This is a genomic window from Pseudomonas sp. MF6755, assembly GCF_016405635.1.
GTDB lineage: Bacteria > Pseudomonadota > Gammaproteobacteria > Pseudomonadales > Pseudomonadaceae > Aquipseudomonas > Aquipseudomonas haemolytica.
Map to the genome: position 1 here is coordinate 150,504 of NZ_JAEKDA010000018.1, position 14,457 is coordinate 164,960.

A 14,457-nucleotide genomic window follows, 5' to 3' on the forward strand; every position below is an offset into this window, starting at 1 on the left:
GATGGGTTATGAACGCAATAACAGACAACAAGCCGGCGACGGCACCGGTCAAGAACCGTCGACGCATGCCTACCGAGCTGAGCATCTTCCTGGTGCTGATCGGTATCGGCCTGGTGTTTGAACTGTTCGGCTGGATCGTGCGCGACCAGAGCTTTTTGATGAACTCCCAGCGCCTGGTGCTGATGATTTTGCAGGTGTCGATCATCGGCCTGCTGGCCATCGGTGTGACGCAGGTGATCATCACCACGGGGATCGACTTGTCTTCAGGCTCCGTATTGGCCTTGTCGGCGATGATCGCTGCCAGCCTGGCGCAGACCTCCGATTTTTCCCGGGCGGTGTTTCCGTCGCTGACCGACTTGCCGGTGTGGATCCCGGTGGCGATGGGCTTGGGGGTGGGACTGCTGGCAGGTGCAATCAATGGCAGCATCATCGCGGTCACGGGTATCCCGCCGTTTATCGCAACCCTGGGCATGATGGTCTCGGCTCGTGGCCTGGCGCGCTATTACACCGAAGGCCAGCCGGTGAGCATGCTCTCGGACTCCTACACGGCTATCGGCCATGGTGCGATGCCGGTGATTATCTTCCTGGTGGTGGCGGTGATCTTCCACATCGCCCTGCGCTACACCAAGTACGGCAAGTACACCTACGCCATTGGCGGCAATATGCAGGCGGCGCGTACCTCGGGGATCAACGTCAAGCGCCACTTGATCATCGTCTACAGCATCGCCGGTCTGCTGGCAGGTCTGGCCGGCGTGGTGGCGTCGGCACGCGCCGCTACCGGCCAGGCGGGTATGGGCATGTCCTATGAGCTGGACGCGATTGCCGCTGCGGTCATCGGCGGCACCAGCCTGGCGGGCGGGGTAGGGCGCATTACCGGCACCGTGATCGGCGCACTGATCCTCGGTGTGATGGCCAGCGGGTTTACCTTCGTCGGGGTGGATGCGTATATCCAGGACATCATCAAGGGCCTGATCATCGTGGTGGCGGTGGTGATTGACCAGTACCGCAATAAGCGCAAGCTCAAGCGTTGAGCCTATTTCAAGGACAACACCAACCAAATGTGGGAGGGAGCAAGCCCCCTCCCACATTTAGTCCGGGATCAGCCACTTTCAACCGTTTGTCTTCTATATAGCTCCACAACACTGAATTTCTTGCTATAAACGCACTCCGATGACCGTTCACCAAGCCCGTCCTGGTGCCTTTGGGGGTTAATTGGGAAAAAATGCCTGTCTTTTCAGTTGCTGCGCCCTCAAGTCGGCCTTAGACTGCCGCCCCTCGTAAATTGAGTGCCGGGTGGCGCTTGAAATGGACGGCGCCCTTGCGAGACCTGCAGAGGTCGGCCGGAACGCTCCCTTATTCGCCTTAATGCACGTATTTTTTATAGAGAAATCAATGACAAAGGAAAAGTTGCTGGCCATGCCGGCGGATGACTACATGAATGCCGAACAGCACGCTTTTTTCGAGCAGCTGCTGCAAGACATGAAGGTGGAACACCACGAGCGCATTGAACAGAACCGCATCGCCATTGAAAGCCTGGATACCCCGGCTGACCCGGCTGACGCTGCTTCCGTCGAAGAAGAGCGCACCTGGCTGGTGAATGCCATCGACCGCGACCAGCGCATGCTGCCGCAGCTTGAGCGTGCCTTGGAACGCATCAAGGAAGATTCCTTTGGCTGGTGTGATGACAGCGGCGAGCCTATCGGCCTCAAGCGCCTGTTGATCAGCCCGACCACCAAGTACTGCATCGAAGCGCAAGAGCGCCACGAGCAGATCGACAAGCACCAGCGCCAAGCCTGATACGGGTGAGCGGGGGCGCCTGCGAGTGAGCCGGCCGCCCCGCCTGCAACAGCATCGCGAGAGCATCCGGCCGCGTCCAGCGCGGTGGATTGTTGCTGTTAATGCAATGAAGCTATACCGAAGATAGCTTTTTCCAACTGGAATAAAACCGTAGCATGCCCAACATTGTTAGCAAGCTAACTAATGCTGCGGAGAAGCTCCATGCAAAACAAAGTCGATGTGGCCGTGATGATTGGCAGTGGCGTACCTGAAACCTTGCGTGCGTTGGGCCAGAGAGCCTGCTGGGTGGTGTTGCTCAACGGTGAACAGCGCGGCACCGCTTTCGCCAGCCGCGATGAGGCAGAGGAGTGCAGGACTGCCTGGCAAGCGCTGTTGCGCATGGAACAGTCAGACAGCCTGCACTGAATTATTCCTTGGGCGATTCGTGCAACAGTGCGTTGAGGTCATCCACCGCAGGCGCCCATTCGGCATCTACATGCAATTGTTCCTTGAGGAAACTCGCCTGTTGTTCGCTCCAGAACGGTGCGTCGATGAGTTTGACATCATCCGGCAGGCGATGCTCGGCGGTAAAGCGCTCGATGGCTTCCTGGCTCGAGTCCAGGCCCAGTTGATCGAACAAGGTTTCGAGCGTGGGGGTGGTGGTGTCCATGTCGTACTCCATGCAGTTCAGGTGTGTATGCATGGGAGGCTTGGGGCGCGGCAGAGTTCTATCAGATTGTCAGGAGGTGAGCGCCCCTGAATCCACGGCTGCCTTGAGCGCCTTGGCAGCGTCCTTCGCGGCACTGGCAGCGGCGTCCACGGTTTTGAACCAGCGGTCCTTCTCTACCTGATGCGTAGTGACGGTGGTCAAGGGTGGCTTGGCACGCATTACGATAACTGCTTGAAACTCTCCGTCTACTTCCCTGGCATCACCGTGGATAAAAAATTCGCCAATATCAAATTCCGTCACGTATAGCCTTCCCTTCAAGGTAACTGCACTGATGAAACCTGACCCGCAGGGGGCAAACTTCAATGGACGGGCCAGTATGGCAGTTGTTGAGAGGCGGCGGCGCAGCAAAATCACCTAGCTGACGAAACGAGTGTGTCGCACAGGGCTTGCAATTTGGCCTCCAGGGTCTTGGCCAGTTCACAGGCCTTGTTGTGATCGCTGCGGAATCCCTTGATCCGGCCGCTGGGCACTTCAAGAATGTGGAAAAAATTCTTTCCAGCCGGTACAACTTGATAAATAACCGAATTCGCATACCCATTAGGGTTAAGCAAGCAGTAGTATTGGCGTTCCTCTGACCATGATGAACGTGTGTGGAAAGAGGCTGCGTCGTGTTGATGTCTCTGCATGCTCAGCTCCTGTCGATCTAGTTGGTCTGTCAGTGGCGTTTCGGGTGGTTTAACCCGGGTTGCTGTTTTAGTATTGTCGTCGGCAGTTCGCGACTGGTTCCATGCCCGAGTGTTTTTTTATTTGCGTGTCGGAAAACTGCATTTTTAATTGGGTTATTCTCTGAAGTTGGTCGACTCGTATTCTCGATTCGCTAAACCTGTGATTTGCTGTGCTACCGGATGACCTTGTCTAAGGTCCACTGCGGCTGTCTGTACTAGCCTTGTGGGTTATCTTCAGTTTTTAACAAATGTGTGATCGTGCCGTAACGGCCGTTTTTGGGTTGCCCGCTTCGGCGGCCAGCGCTTTTTTGATGTGGGGGCGTTTCCTTGGCAGTCAGTAATCTGGACATGCACGCGTTGTTCGTGCTGGGTGATTTGCGCGCAAAGTTGGTCAAGCAATTTCAATCTCGGTTTGTCTACGTCACTGAGCAGACACCGGAAGGCATTTACATCGCCGAGATCGACACCGAAACGGCGATGGTCGTGGATGACAAGCCACGCCTTGAACTCAAGGTGGGTGACCATTTCCGTGCGGCTGTCTTGCCTAGCCGTGAAGGTGGCAAGTTCGAACTGAAGTTTCGCGATATCAAGTTGACCGTGTATGGGCTGGGCGATTACGCCTTTGTTTCCTCGGCCGAAGGCCAGGGCATCGTGTTCAAGGAGGGCCACAGCGTCATGCTGGTATTTGCCGCCAATGAGCAGTTGCAGGAAGGACTGACCAAGACCCTCAAGGCCGTGACCGGCAAGGCTGCCAAATGGCGCAAGGGTGAACTGGTCACCTTCAAGGCCAGCGAGTAACCGTTAAACGCTTCGTGTACCAGTCTCTTGCGGAACCTCTACTACAGTTGAGTTGACTTAACTATTCAGAGGCTTCGCGCATTGGCGGCAAAGCCGTTCGCCATGGCTGAGACGCGAGGTGCAAAGCATGAAGGGATTGAAATCACTGTTGGCTGCGTCCTTGACGGCCTTGAGCCTGTCATTGCCGGTTTCGGCCGCACAGGCACCGGTGCATTTTGCCGACCTGAACTGGGAAAGCGGCAGCCTGATCACCGAAGTCCTGCGCTTTATCGTCGAGAAGGGCTACGACTTGCCCACCGACACCTTGCCCGGCACCACCATCACTCTGGAAACAGCCCTGGCCAAGAACGACATCCAGGTGATCGGCGAAGAGTGGGCTGGCCGCAGCCCGGTGTGGGTCAAGGCTGAAGCCGAAGGCAAAGTGGTCGGCCTGGGGGATACGGTCAAGGGCGCAACTGAGGGTTGGTGGGTGCCGGAATACGTGGTCAAGGGTGACCCGTCGAAAAACCTCAAGCCCCTGGCTCCTGACCTGAAAAGCGTAAAGGACCTGGCGCGCTACAAAGACGTGTTCAAGGACCCGGAATCTCCGGGCAAGGGTCGCTTTCTCAACAGCCCGATCGGCTGGACCTCGGAAGTGGTCAACAAACAGAAGCTCAAGGCCTATGGCCTGGAAGACAGCTACGTGAATTTCCGCAGCGGTTCGGGCGCGGCGCTGGATGCGGAGATTGCTTCGTCGATCCGTCGCGGCAAGCCGGTGCTGTTCTACTACTGGTCACCCACCCCGTTGATGGGGCGATACAAATTGATCCAGTTGGAAGAGCCGCCGTTTGATGCGGATGCGTGGAAAACCCTGACCGATGCGGATAACCCAGACCCCAAGCCTACGCGGTCGTTGGCATCCAAGTTGAGCATTGGCGTATCGACGCCGTTCCAGCAGGAACATCCGCAGATTGCGCAGTTCTTCGAGAAGGTTGAGTTTCCCATCGAGCCGCTGAACAAAGCCCTGGCGAAGATGAGCGAGAACCACACGGCACCGCGTGACGTGGCCCAGGCGTTCCTCAAGGAGCATCCTGAGGTGTGGAAGGCGTGGCTGACCGATGATGTTGCGCAAAAAGTTGAGTCAGCCCTTAAATAGCCTGAATGCAGAACAAAATGTGGGAGGGGGCTAGCTCCCGATGGCGGAGTGTCAATCACAGATAAATTGACTGACACTCCCTCATCGGGAGCAAGCCCCCTCCCACAGTTTTTTTGCATTCCAGATTTAGAATCGCGTTTGTACCGCTACCTCGAAGGTCCGCGGTGACCCCAGATAGTAAGCTGGCGATACATGCGCAAACTCGGCATACACCTCATTGGTCAAGTTGCGCACGCGGCCGGTCACTGAAGTATGCGCGTCCAGCTTGTAGCGCAGGAACGTACCGAACAGCGTGTAGGCCGGTACCGTTTGGGTGTTGGCATTGTCCGCATACACCTGGGCGACATAGCGTGCATCCACGCCACCTTGCCAATCCTCGGAAAAGTCGTAGGTCAACCACAGGTTACCCACGCGCTTGGGCACGTTGGTCGGCGTATTGCCCTTGCGCGAGACCACGGCGCCGCTGGCGATTTTCTCATTGAACTCATCGTACTCAGCAGCCACCCAGGCAAAGTTGCCTTCGGCCAGCAATCTAGGCGTGATGCGCAGTGAACTGGCCAACTCGATGCCCTTGGATGACTGTGCACCCACCGGGATGCTGTTGATCGGGTCCAGTGGGTCGGTGACGGCGAAGTCTTTGCGTTCGATCTTGTAGGCAGCGACCGTGGCGGAACCACGCCCTTCCAAGTAGTCGAACTTGCTGCCGATCTCCCACTGCTTGCCGGTGGACACATCAAACACCTGGGTGGTGGTATTAGGCTGTTCCACGGCGGTGCTGTATTGCACGTAGACATTGGCCGAGGGGATGAACTGATAGGTCATCCCCACACGCCCCGTCACCGGTTCCCAGCTGCGCTTGAAGTGCCGTGGGCTTGTGGCGGTGATCGCGCGGTGGTTGGTCACGTCCATGTCGATGGCGTCATAACGCAGGCCAGTCAGCAGCGAGAGTTTATCCGTCAACCCCAGGCGGTTTTCCACGAACAGTGCCTTGGTGGTCACCTGGTTGGTCTTGTCCTTGACGAAACCCGGCCGGGTGCCGGGGATGTCATAGAAGTGCCCCGGGTCGTAGTTGTTCGGGTTCACGGTACTTTTGCCCGTTACGTTCAGGGGGCTGTTGGTGGTGCTGTTGACCTTGTACTCAAAGCCGCCGGACCACGTAGTGGAGAGGCCGAAGATACGGGTGTCATGGCGCAGTTCGAACTGGTTGCCGTTCTGTTCGCCTTGATGCCGCACCTGATAGGCGGTTGAACGGTTCACCGCGCTGTTATCGGCGTTGTACTGGTAGGTCTCCAGGTTGCGATAATCGCGCTGGCTGTCGAGGTGGTAGAGGGTGTTTTTCAGCGTGGTGCTGTCGTTTACCCGGTAGTCAATGATCGAGCGTGCCCAGATCGTGCGCTGTTCGTAACGGCCGTCGGCGACGTTGTAGTTGTTGAAGCGGTTGTGCTTGTCGATCTTCAGTTCGCCGGCCTTGGGATTGAGCACCGGCGTGCCCCAGTAAGGGCTGTCTTCATGTTCGTCCTGATATTCCAGGGCCAGGGTGTGGGACAGGTTGGGGGTCAAGTCGCTGAGCAGGGAAAACGCCAGGCTCCAGGCATCCCGCTGGTCGCGGTCGATGTAGCTGTGGTTGGTGTTGCGGCTCACATCCAGGCGCGCGTAATGCTGCACCTCGGCGCCAGGCTCGGTCAGTGCATGATTGAGGCCGAAGGCCATGCCGGCGGTGTCATAGCTGCCATAGTTCAACTGGCCTTCGACGGTCTGTTCTTCACGCTTGGCCAGTTTGGTCACGTAGTTCAATGAGCCGCCCACAGAGCCTGCGCCGTTGATCAGGGAGGAGGGGCCACCCACCAGTTCGACGCGATCATAGATCCACGCATCCACTGGCCGCGCCAGGCCCGTGGCGACATTGATACCGTTGAACATCTGGGTAATCTGGCTGCTGGTAAACCCTCGATACGAGACAAAACCACCAAACCCGGGCGGCGCGCTGGCGTTAACGCCAGGCAAGGTATTAGCCGCGTCGCGAAAGGTCTTGGCGCCATGGCGCTCGATGTCGTTGCGATTAGCGATAGCGACCGATGCCGGGGTTTCCCGCACGCTCAGGCCCAGGCGCGACGCCATGCCGCTGGATTGGTCCAGGGCTAGCCCGGGCTCGACGCCTTGCTCGCCTTCAATGGTGGTCGGCGCTAGCTCAATGGCAGAGGCGCAAACAGGCAGGCAGCCGAACAGGCCCGCCAACAGGGGTAAATGTTTCATGGTTGAATCCTGAAAACTTGGCTTGAAAACAACGCACGGCCGCCGGTTCTTCCTCACGGAAACGGGGGGCAATGCAGATCAGAAAGCGCAGGGATCAGGCGAAGGCAGGTGGCGCACGCGGGTTAGCCGTGGGCCAAGTGAAGCGGGCAGGAATGTCAGCAGCGAGCACCACTGCGGCCGGCGGTGCGTGGGGTTGTGGCAAGACCGCCACATTCAGGTGAGTGTTGAGCGCGGGGCCCATGCCGCCGGACGAACACAACGGGCAGCCGAACGCCTTTGACAGCGTTGGCAGGCTCTCATCCGTAGAGTTGCTTTGCAGGGGCGCCTGGGTGCGTGGGTCTACGGTACAGAACTGGCCGCTGATGCCGTTGAGCTGCATTCCCACCATTTGCCCGTGACCAATGCTGCAGGCGAATACATTGAACAGGACGCAGCAGTAGAGCATCCAGGCAATGAGCGAGCGATCGGTACGGGCGAGTTTCATGGGGCGGCACTTTACCATCAGCCGCCGACGAAATGCCTGCAAAAAATCTCAGGGCGACTATCCTCACTCCCACATTTTTTGGGGAGCGCCCGCCATGAGCTTTGTCATAGCACGATGGGTCGTCGGGGTTTTTACTTTTATCAGCATGGTGCATCTGTATTGGGCCGCCGGCGGCAAGTTCGGCAGCCTGGCTGCCATTCCGCAACTGCCGGGTGAATTTGCCAGCGGGCCGCGACCGGCATTCAAGCCGTCGGCGCTGGGCACCTTGCTGGTGGCCATGGGCCTGGTGGCGATTGCCTTGCTCGTTTGCCTGCGCGCCGGGCTGTATTTCTCGCCGGTTTCCCATGGGGCGTTGCAGTGGGGCATCAGCGCGATTGCGGTGCTGATGTTCGCCCGGGCGATTGGGGATTCGGAACTGGTGGGTTTTTTCAAGAAGGTCGGCGGCTCGAGGTTTGCGCGGCTGGATACGTACGTTTACTCGCCGTTGTGCCTGGTGCTGGGGGTGGGGTTGTTGGTGGTGGCGTGGACCTGATGGGCTCGGCTCCAATGTGGTAACCACCCCCCGGTATCAGGGCGGAACCCTAAGTGGCCGTTACCTGGATAACGGATATATACAAAGTCTGATCCAATATCCTGGCCAGCTGCCAGGCCGCCTTCGCAGGCAAGCCAGCCCCACAGTTGGATCGCGTTGCATCATTTAGATAGTCGCCCGCAGTCAGGCCGCCCCCCTCCAAACACCCTTCAGCCAAAAACATACCTATCGGCTTTACAGCGCTTGACCTTCCCAATATGGCAAGCCCGATAAAAACCCTCAGTGTCGGTTTTTCTTGAAAATTCCAAGGAGGGTGAACGATGTACGCCAAACCAATAAGCCTGATCACCGGGGCGATGGCCGTGGTGTTGACGCTGGGCGGATGCACAGACAGCGCGCCGCCGGCCGCGGCCGCCAAGCCGCCGGGTGTGCCAGTGGCCGAGGTGGTTGCGCGAGCGGTGACCCCGTTTGTCGAGTACACCGGATCGCTCACCGCCATTGATCAGGTAGAGTTGCGCCCGCGTGTCAGCGGCTATCTGCAAAATGTCAGCGTGCCCGAAGGCCAATTCGTCGCCAAGGGTAGCCCGTTGTTTGTGATCGATCCGCGCGGGTTCCAGGCGGCGTTGAATGCTGCCAAGGCGCGCTTGCGTGAGGCCGAGGCCAACGCGCTGCTCGCCCAGGCCGAACATGGTCGAGCCGAGCAACTGTTCGCCAAGAAGGTGGTGGCGCGTGATCGTCTCGATACCGCCATTGCCTCGTTGAACGCCGGCAGGGCACAGGTGGAGGCCGCCAAAGCCGCACTGGATGCGGCCCAATTGGACCTGAGCTACACCCGCGTCACCGCGCCCATCAGCGGCCGCATCGACCGCGCGCTCGTTACCGAAGGCAACTACGTGACTCAAGGGGTGACGGCGTTGACGACTATCGTCTCCATCGACCCGTTGCATGTGTATTTCGATGTCGACGAGCGCACCTACCTGCACTCGCTTGCCGCGACGCGGGCACACGCTGGGTCGAAGGGCGAAAAAGCTGCCAAGGTCATGGTGGCGATGCTCAACGATGCGACCTATGCACGGGCTGGGCGGGTGGACTTTCTGGCCAACGCGGCCGACCGCAAGACCGGCACCGTGCGCGTGCGTGCGGTGGTCGACAACCCGGACGGGCGCTTGACGCCCGGGCTGTTCGCCAAGGTCAAGCTGGACACCGGCGCGGCGCAACCTCGTGTGTTGATCGCCGACCATTCCATCGGCACTGACCAGGGCCGCCGCTATGTGCTGGTAGTCGGCGAAGGCGACAAGACCGAGTACCGCCCGGTCGAACTGGGCCCGATGGCCGACGGCCTGCGCGTGATCGAACAAGGCTTGCAACCGGGCGAGCGTATTGTCGTCAAGGGCCTGGTGCGCCCCGGCATGCAGGTGACGCCGCTGGCCGCCAGCATCGAGGGCAAGGTGCTTGAGGCACCGTTGACCGTGGGGGGCGTGCAATGAGCTTCCCACGCTTTTTCATTGATCGGCCGATCTTCGCCATCGTCTTGTCGGTGTTGATGATGATTGGCGGCATCGTGGCCTTCTTCCATCTGCCGCTGAGCGAATACCCCGCAGTCACGCCGCCCACTGTGCAAGTCACCGCTTCTTATCCGGGGGCCAACCCGCAGGTGATTGCCGAGACGGTGGCAGCGCCATTGGAACAGGTGATTACCGGCGTCGAGGGCATGCTGTACATGACGTCGCAAGCGGCCACCGATGGCCGCATGATCCTGACTGCAACCTTCGCTCAGGGCACCAATGCCGACATGGCCCAGATCCAGGTGCAGAACCGCGTTTCGCGAGCCTTGCCGCGCTTGCCCGAAGAGGTGCAGCGCCTCGGCGTGGTCACGCAAAAGACCTCGCCGGACATCCTCATGGTGGTCCACCTGCTGTCTCCCGACAAACGTTATGACCCGCTGTACATTTCCAACTATGCCTACCTGCAGGTGCGCGACGAGCTGTCGCGCCTCCCGGGGATCAACGATGTGCTGGTGTGGGGCGCGGGCGAATACAGCATGCGGCTGTGGCTGGCCCCGGACTTGATCGCCGCCCGTGGCTTGACCGCCGGCGATGTGATTAGCGCAGTGCGCGAGCAGAACGTGCAAGTGGCGGCCGGCTCCGTCGGGCAAGCGCCTGATTCCAGTGCGGCCTTCCAAGTCACGGTCAACACCCTTGGGCGCCTGACGGATGAGGAGCAGTTCGGCGACATCATCATTCGCACCGGCGATAACGGCCAGGTGACGCGCCTGCGCGATGTGGCGCGTATCGAAATGGGCGCCGATGCCTACGCGCTGCGCAGCCTGTTGGACGGTGAGCCGGCCGTGGCCTTGCAAATCATCCAGAGCCCGGGGGCCAATGCGCTCGATGTGGCGCAGGCGGTGCGCGATACCATGCAGCGTCTGCAGACCAATTTCCCCGAAGGGCTGGTATCGCGGATTGCCTATGACCCGACCGTGTTTGTACGCGCTTCGCTGGAATCCGTCGCCATCACCTTGATGGAAGCGATCCTGCTGGTGGTCATCGTGGTGGTGGTGTTCCTGCGTAACTGGCGTGCATCGCTGATCCCGTTGATGGCCGTGCCAGTGTCGATTATCGGCACCTTCGCGGTCATGCACCTGATGGGTTTTTCCCTCAATACCTTGTCGTTGTTCGGCCTGGTGCTATCGATCGGTATCGTGGTCGACGATGCCATCGTGGTGGTCGAGAACGTCGAGCGGCATATCGAGAACGGCGAGGAGCCCACGCAAGCTGCGCGGCGTGCGATGGGCGAGGTCACAGGGCCCATTATTGCGATCACCTCGGTGCTGGCTGCGGTGTTTATTCCCACGGCCTTCCTCAGTGGCCTGCAAGGTGAGTTCTATCGGCAATTTGCGCTGACCATCGCGATTTCCACGATCCTCTCGGCGGTCAACTCGTTGACCCTCAGCCCGGCGCTGGCCGGCTTGTTGCTGCGGCCACGCGGTGCAGCCGTGGTCCACGACCCGCGCAGCCTTCGCGGGCGTGCCGCGCACCTGGTGGAGGTACTGGGTCGGCCGTTTCAGCGTGCGCCCCAGGCGTATGGCAACACGGTGCGCAAGGTCGTCGGTCGTCGCGGTTTGGCATTGGTGGCTTATGGCGGGTTGCTGGCGTTGACCTGGTTCGGCTTCAGCGCCGTTCCGGCGGGCTTCGTGCCGATGCAAGACAAGTACTACCTGGTCGGCATCGCCCAATTGCCCAATTCGGCCTCACTGGATCGTACCGATGCGGTGGTGCGGCAGATGTCGAAAATCGCCCTGGATGAACCCGGGGTCGAAAGCGTGGTGGCGTTCCCTGGGCTGTCGGTCAACGGCTTCGTTAATGTGCCGAATGCTGCGGTGATGTTCGTCATGCTCGATCCGTTCAAGGAACGTACCTCGCCCGACATGGCCGCAGTCGCCATCGCCGGGCGCCTGCAAGCCAAGTTCGCGAGCATTCCTGACGGTTTCCTCGGCGTGTTTCCGCCGCCGCCAGTGCCCGGCCTTGGCGTCACCGGGGGCTTCAAGCTGCAGGTCGAGGACCGTGGCGGGGTGGGGCTTGACGCATTGGTGCAGCAGACCCAGCTGCTGATGACCAAAGCCACCGAGTCAGGCCAGATCGCCGGCTTGATGACCAGCCTGGACGTCAACGCGCCTCAGCTGAATGTCGATATCGACCGCACCCAGGTCAAGAGCCAGGGCGTGCGCCTGGCGGATGTGTTCGAGTCACTGCAGGTGTACCTCGGTTCGTTGTATGTCAACGACTTCAACCGGTTCGGTCGCACCTACAAGGTTACTGCCCAGGCCGATGCGGACCACCGCATGCAGGCCGAAGCCATCGGCCGCCTGCAAGTGCGCAATGCGGCCGGGGACATGCTGCCGTTGTCGGCGTTTGTCACCGTCACCCCGGGTTCCGGCCCCGACCGCGTGATTCATTACAACGGCTACCCTTCGGCGGATATCTCCGGTGGGGCGATGCCCGGGGTCAGTTCGGGTCAGGCCGTTGCACTCATGGAGCGCCTGGCGCAAGAGGTGTTGCCCGAAGGCGTGACCTATGAGTGGACGGACTTGACCTACCAGCAGAAGCTCGCGGGGTCATCGGCACTGTTTATTTTCCCGCTGTGTGTGTTGCTGGCGTACCTGATCCTCGCCGCGCAGTACAACAGCTGGCTGCTGCCTTTGGCCGTCTTGCTGATCGTGCCCATGTGCTTGCTCAGCGCGATCATCGGCGTGTGGCTAGTGGATGGCGACAACAACGTGTTCGTGCAGATCGGGCTGGTGGTACTGGTCGGGCTGGCGGCGAAAAACGCCATTCTGATCGTCGAGTTTGCCCGCAGTCTTGAAGCCGAAGGCGCCAGCCCGCTGGAGGCGGTTATCCACGCCTGCCAACTGCGTTTGCGGCCGATCCTGATGACGTCCCTGGCGTTCATCGCCGGTGTGGTACCGCTGGTATTTGCCAGCGGCGCCGGCGCCGAAATGCGTCACGCCATGGGCGTTGCGGTGTTTGCCGGCATGCTCGGGGTGACGCTGTTCGGCCTGTTCCTCACACCGGTGTTCTACGTAGTGATGCGCAGCCTGGCGCTGCGCGTGCAGCGTCAGGGTTCGAGTCCGAAGTTGCAGTTGGAGGAGCGCGCATCATGAGACGGTCTTATCCAGCGTTTCTGTTGCCCTTGCTGCTGGTGGCCGGTTGCGCCTCGGTGGGGCCTGATTATTCCGAGCCTGTACTGCCCGCTGCGCAGCGGCCGGCAAGCTTCGGTGCACCCGTCGCCGGTCTCGGTACCGGCGATGTCGAGGCGCAGTGGTGGCAGGTGTTCGACGAGCCGGCACTCAGCCAATTGATCCAGCAAGCGCTGGCGGCCAACCACGACATCGGTATCGCCGCCGCACGCCTGGACGAAGCCAAGGCGATGCTGCGCGAAAGCCGGCAGGGGTTCTTGCCCAGCGGCGGTGCCGCCCTCGGTTATGAGCACCGACGGCGCAGTGAAGTCGAGACGCCATACGGCGAGCAGCGCTCCGTTGAGTCCACCCGCGCGGCCCTGGATGCGGCCTGGGAAATCGACCTGTTTGGCCGCGTGCGTCGCTCGGTTGAGGTGGCGCAGGCCCAGGCCGGGTCGCGCCAGGCGCTGCTGCGCAGTGTGCAGGCGAGCGTCGCGGCCACTGTCGCCGCCACCTGGTTTGAACTGCAAGGAATCGAAGCCGAACAAGCGGTGGTTGCTGACATCAGCCAGAGCCAGCGCGACAGCCTGGGCCTGGTGGGGCATCTGGTCAGCGTCGGCGCCGCCACCGAGTTCGACCGGCTGCGCGCCGAGGCATTGCTGCGCAATGTCGAGGCGGTAGCGCCCGATCTTGAGCGGCGTCGCGCAACCTCCACCAACGCCTTGGCGGTGCTGCTGGGGCAGGCGCCGCAAGGGTTCAAGCCGCCGCTGGCCAGGCCCGGTCGTGAGCCCTTGAACCTGCGCACCCTGCAAGTGGGCGACCCGGCCGGCTTGTTGGCCCGGCGCGCCGATATTGCTGCGGCTGAACGCACGCTGGCGGCTGAGACCGCACAAATAGGTGTGGAAACCGCCGGTTTGTATCCGGATATCCAGGTGCAGGGCTCCATCGGGTTACTGGCCGGTAGTCTTGGCTCCCTGGGTGATGCGGGCATGCAGTCGAACTTTATCGCACCGGTGATTCGCTGGTCGCTGCTGGACACCGCACGCGTGCGTGCGCGGATCGCCGCCAGCGAGTCGCGTACCCAGGCGGCCTTGATCGCCTATGACCAGACCGTATTGCGTGCCTTGCAGGAAACCGACGATGCGTTCCAGGCCAACAGTGCCGCAGGCAGCACCTTGGGCCTGCGGCTGCTGGAGGCGGCGGCCAATCGTGAGGCGGCCAGGTTTGCGCGCACGCGTTTTGCCGAAGGCGAGGGCGTGTATCTGGATGTACTTGAGGCCGAACGCGCGGACTTTGCCAGTCGCCGTGCGTTGACGGCGGCGCGTACCTGTCTCTTCTTCACATCTGACGCTGCCGACGATCCACTCCGCTTAGATCTCGGTGGTCCCCGTCTACTTCACAACAAAAAC

Annotated in this window: 14 protein-coding genes; 9 read left to right on the plus strand and 5 right to left on the minus strand. The window is 60.5% G+C overall.

Annotated elements, in window-relative coordinates:
• The first annotated feature begins 8 nt into the window (after positions 1–8).
• The 3 genes from JFT66_RS23380 to JFT66_RS23390 all read left to right on the plus strand — a co-directional run bounded on the left by JFT66_RS23380 (position 9) and on the right by JFT66_RS23390 (position 2,202).
• Positions 9–1,031 (plus strand): ABC transporter permease, encoded by a 1,023-nt coding sequence (locus JFT66_RS23380; protein WP_003191668.1) that lies wholly within the window; start codon positions 9–11, stop codon positions 1,029–1,031.
• A 361-nt stretch (positions 1,032–1,392) separates the two neighbouring features.
• Positions 1,393–1,797 carry a TraR/DksA family transcriptional regulator gene (locus tag JFT66_RS23385; protein ID WP_010564800.1) on the plus strand — a complete coding sequence of 135 codons (405 nt, stop codon included), beginning with the start codon at positions 1,393–1,395 and terminating at the stop codon, positions 1,795–1,797.
• A 201-nt stretch (positions 1,798–1,998) separates the two neighbouring features.
• Positions 1,999–2,202 (plus strand): hypothetical protein, encoded by a 204-nt coding sequence (locus JFT66_RS23390; protein ID WP_034120025.1) that lies wholly within the window; start codon positions 1,999–2,001, stop codon positions 2,200–2,202.
• A 1-nt stretch (position 2,203) separates the two neighbouring features.
• Here JFT66_RS23390 and JFT66_RS23395 read toward each other — a convergent pair whose 3' ends face one another.
• The 3 genes from JFT66_RS23395 to JFT66_RS23405 all read right to left on the minus strand — a co-directional run bounded on the left by JFT66_RS23395 (position 2,204) and on the right by JFT66_RS23405 (position 3,132).
• Positions 2,204–2,446, minus strand: a complete 243-nt coding sequence (locus JFT66_RS23395) for a DUF2789 domain-containing protein (RefSeq protein WP_034120024.1) — start codon at positions 2,444–2,446, stop codon at positions 2,204–2,206.
• A gap of 69 nt (positions 2,447–2,515) precedes the next feature.
• A complete protein-coding gene (locus JFT66_RS23400) occupies positions 2,516–2,746 on the minus strand; it encodes a hypothetical protein (RefSeq protein ID WP_034120023.1) in 231 nt (76 codons plus the stop codon).
• Between the two features lie 110 nt (positions 2,747–2,856).
• Entirely contained in the window at positions 2,857–3,132 is a 276-nt protein-coding gene (locus tag JFT66_RS23405; RefSeq protein WP_034120022.1) for a hypothetical protein, read from the minus strand.
• A gap of 387 nt (positions 3,133–3,519) precedes the next feature.
• On the opposite strand from JFT66_RS23405, the gene JFT66_RS23410 reads away from it, so the two are divergent.
• Both JFT66_RS23410 and JFT66_RS23415 read left to right on the plus strand, forming a co-directional pair.
• Positions 3,520–3,969, plus strand: coding sequence for a hypothetical protein (locus tag JFT66_RS23410; protein WP_034120021.1), 450 nt, complete (start codon positions 3,520–3,522; stop codon positions 3,967–3,969).
• 127 nt (positions 3,970–4,096) lie between these two features.
• Positions 4,097–5,104 carry an ABC transporter substrate-binding protein gene (locus JFT66_RS23415; protein ID WP_034120020.1) on the plus strand — a complete coding sequence of 336 codons (1,008 nt, stop codon included), beginning with the start codon at positions 4,097–4,099 and terminating at the stop codon, positions 5,102–5,104.
• 126 nt (positions 5,105–5,230) lie between these two features.
• Here JFT66_RS23415 and JFT66_RS23420 read toward each other — a convergent pair whose 3' ends face one another.
• Both JFT66_RS23420 and JFT66_RS23425 read right to left on the minus strand, forming a co-directional pair.
• Positions 5,231–7,357, minus strand: a complete 2,127-nt coding sequence (locus JFT66_RS23420; RefSeq protein ID WP_198860274.1) for a TonB-dependent receptor — start codon at positions 7,355–7,357, stop codon at positions 5,231–5,233.
• A 94-nt stretch (positions 7,358–7,451) separates the two neighbouring features.
• The gene (locus tag JFT66_RS23425; RefSeq protein WP_034120018.1) at positions 7,452–7,841 is read right to left on the minus strand and encodes a DUF2946 domain-containing protein; all 390 of its coding nucleotides are present in this window, start codon (positions 7,839–7,841) and stop codon (positions 7,452–7,454) included.
• A gap of 94 nt (positions 7,842–7,935) precedes the next feature.
• Between JFT66_RS23425 and JFT66_RS23430 the strand changes: the two genes are divergently transcribed.
• The 4 genes from JFT66_RS23430 to JFT66_RS23445 form a co-directional block, all read left to right on the plus strand.
• Positions 7,936–8,373 (plus strand): DUF3995 domain-containing protein, encoded by a 438-nt coding sequence (locus JFT66_RS23430; RefSeq protein WP_198860275.1) that lies wholly within the window; start codon positions 7,936–7,938, stop codon positions 8,371–8,373.
• Positions 8,374–8,693: 320 nt separating this feature from the next.
• Positions 8,694–9,860, plus strand: a complete 1,167-nt coding sequence (locus tag JFT66_RS23435; protein ID WP_034120016.1) for an efflux RND transporter periplasmic adaptor subunit — start codon at positions 8,694–8,696, stop codon at positions 9,858–9,860.
• Positions 9,857–13,033, plus strand: coding sequence for an efflux RND transporter permease subunit (locus JFT66_RS23440; RefSeq protein ID WP_198860276.1), 3,177 nt, complete (start codon positions 9,857–9,859; stop codon positions 13,031–13,033). The genes JFT66_RS23435 and JFT66_RS23440 overlap by 4 nt, the downstream gene beginning before the upstream one ends.
• Positions 13,030–14,457 (plus strand): efflux transporter outer membrane subunit (locus tag JFT66_RS23445; protein ID WP_233097181.1); only part of this gene is annotated, 1,428 nt, incomplete at its 3' end. The genes JFT66_RS23440 and JFT66_RS23445, both read left to right, overlap by 4 nt.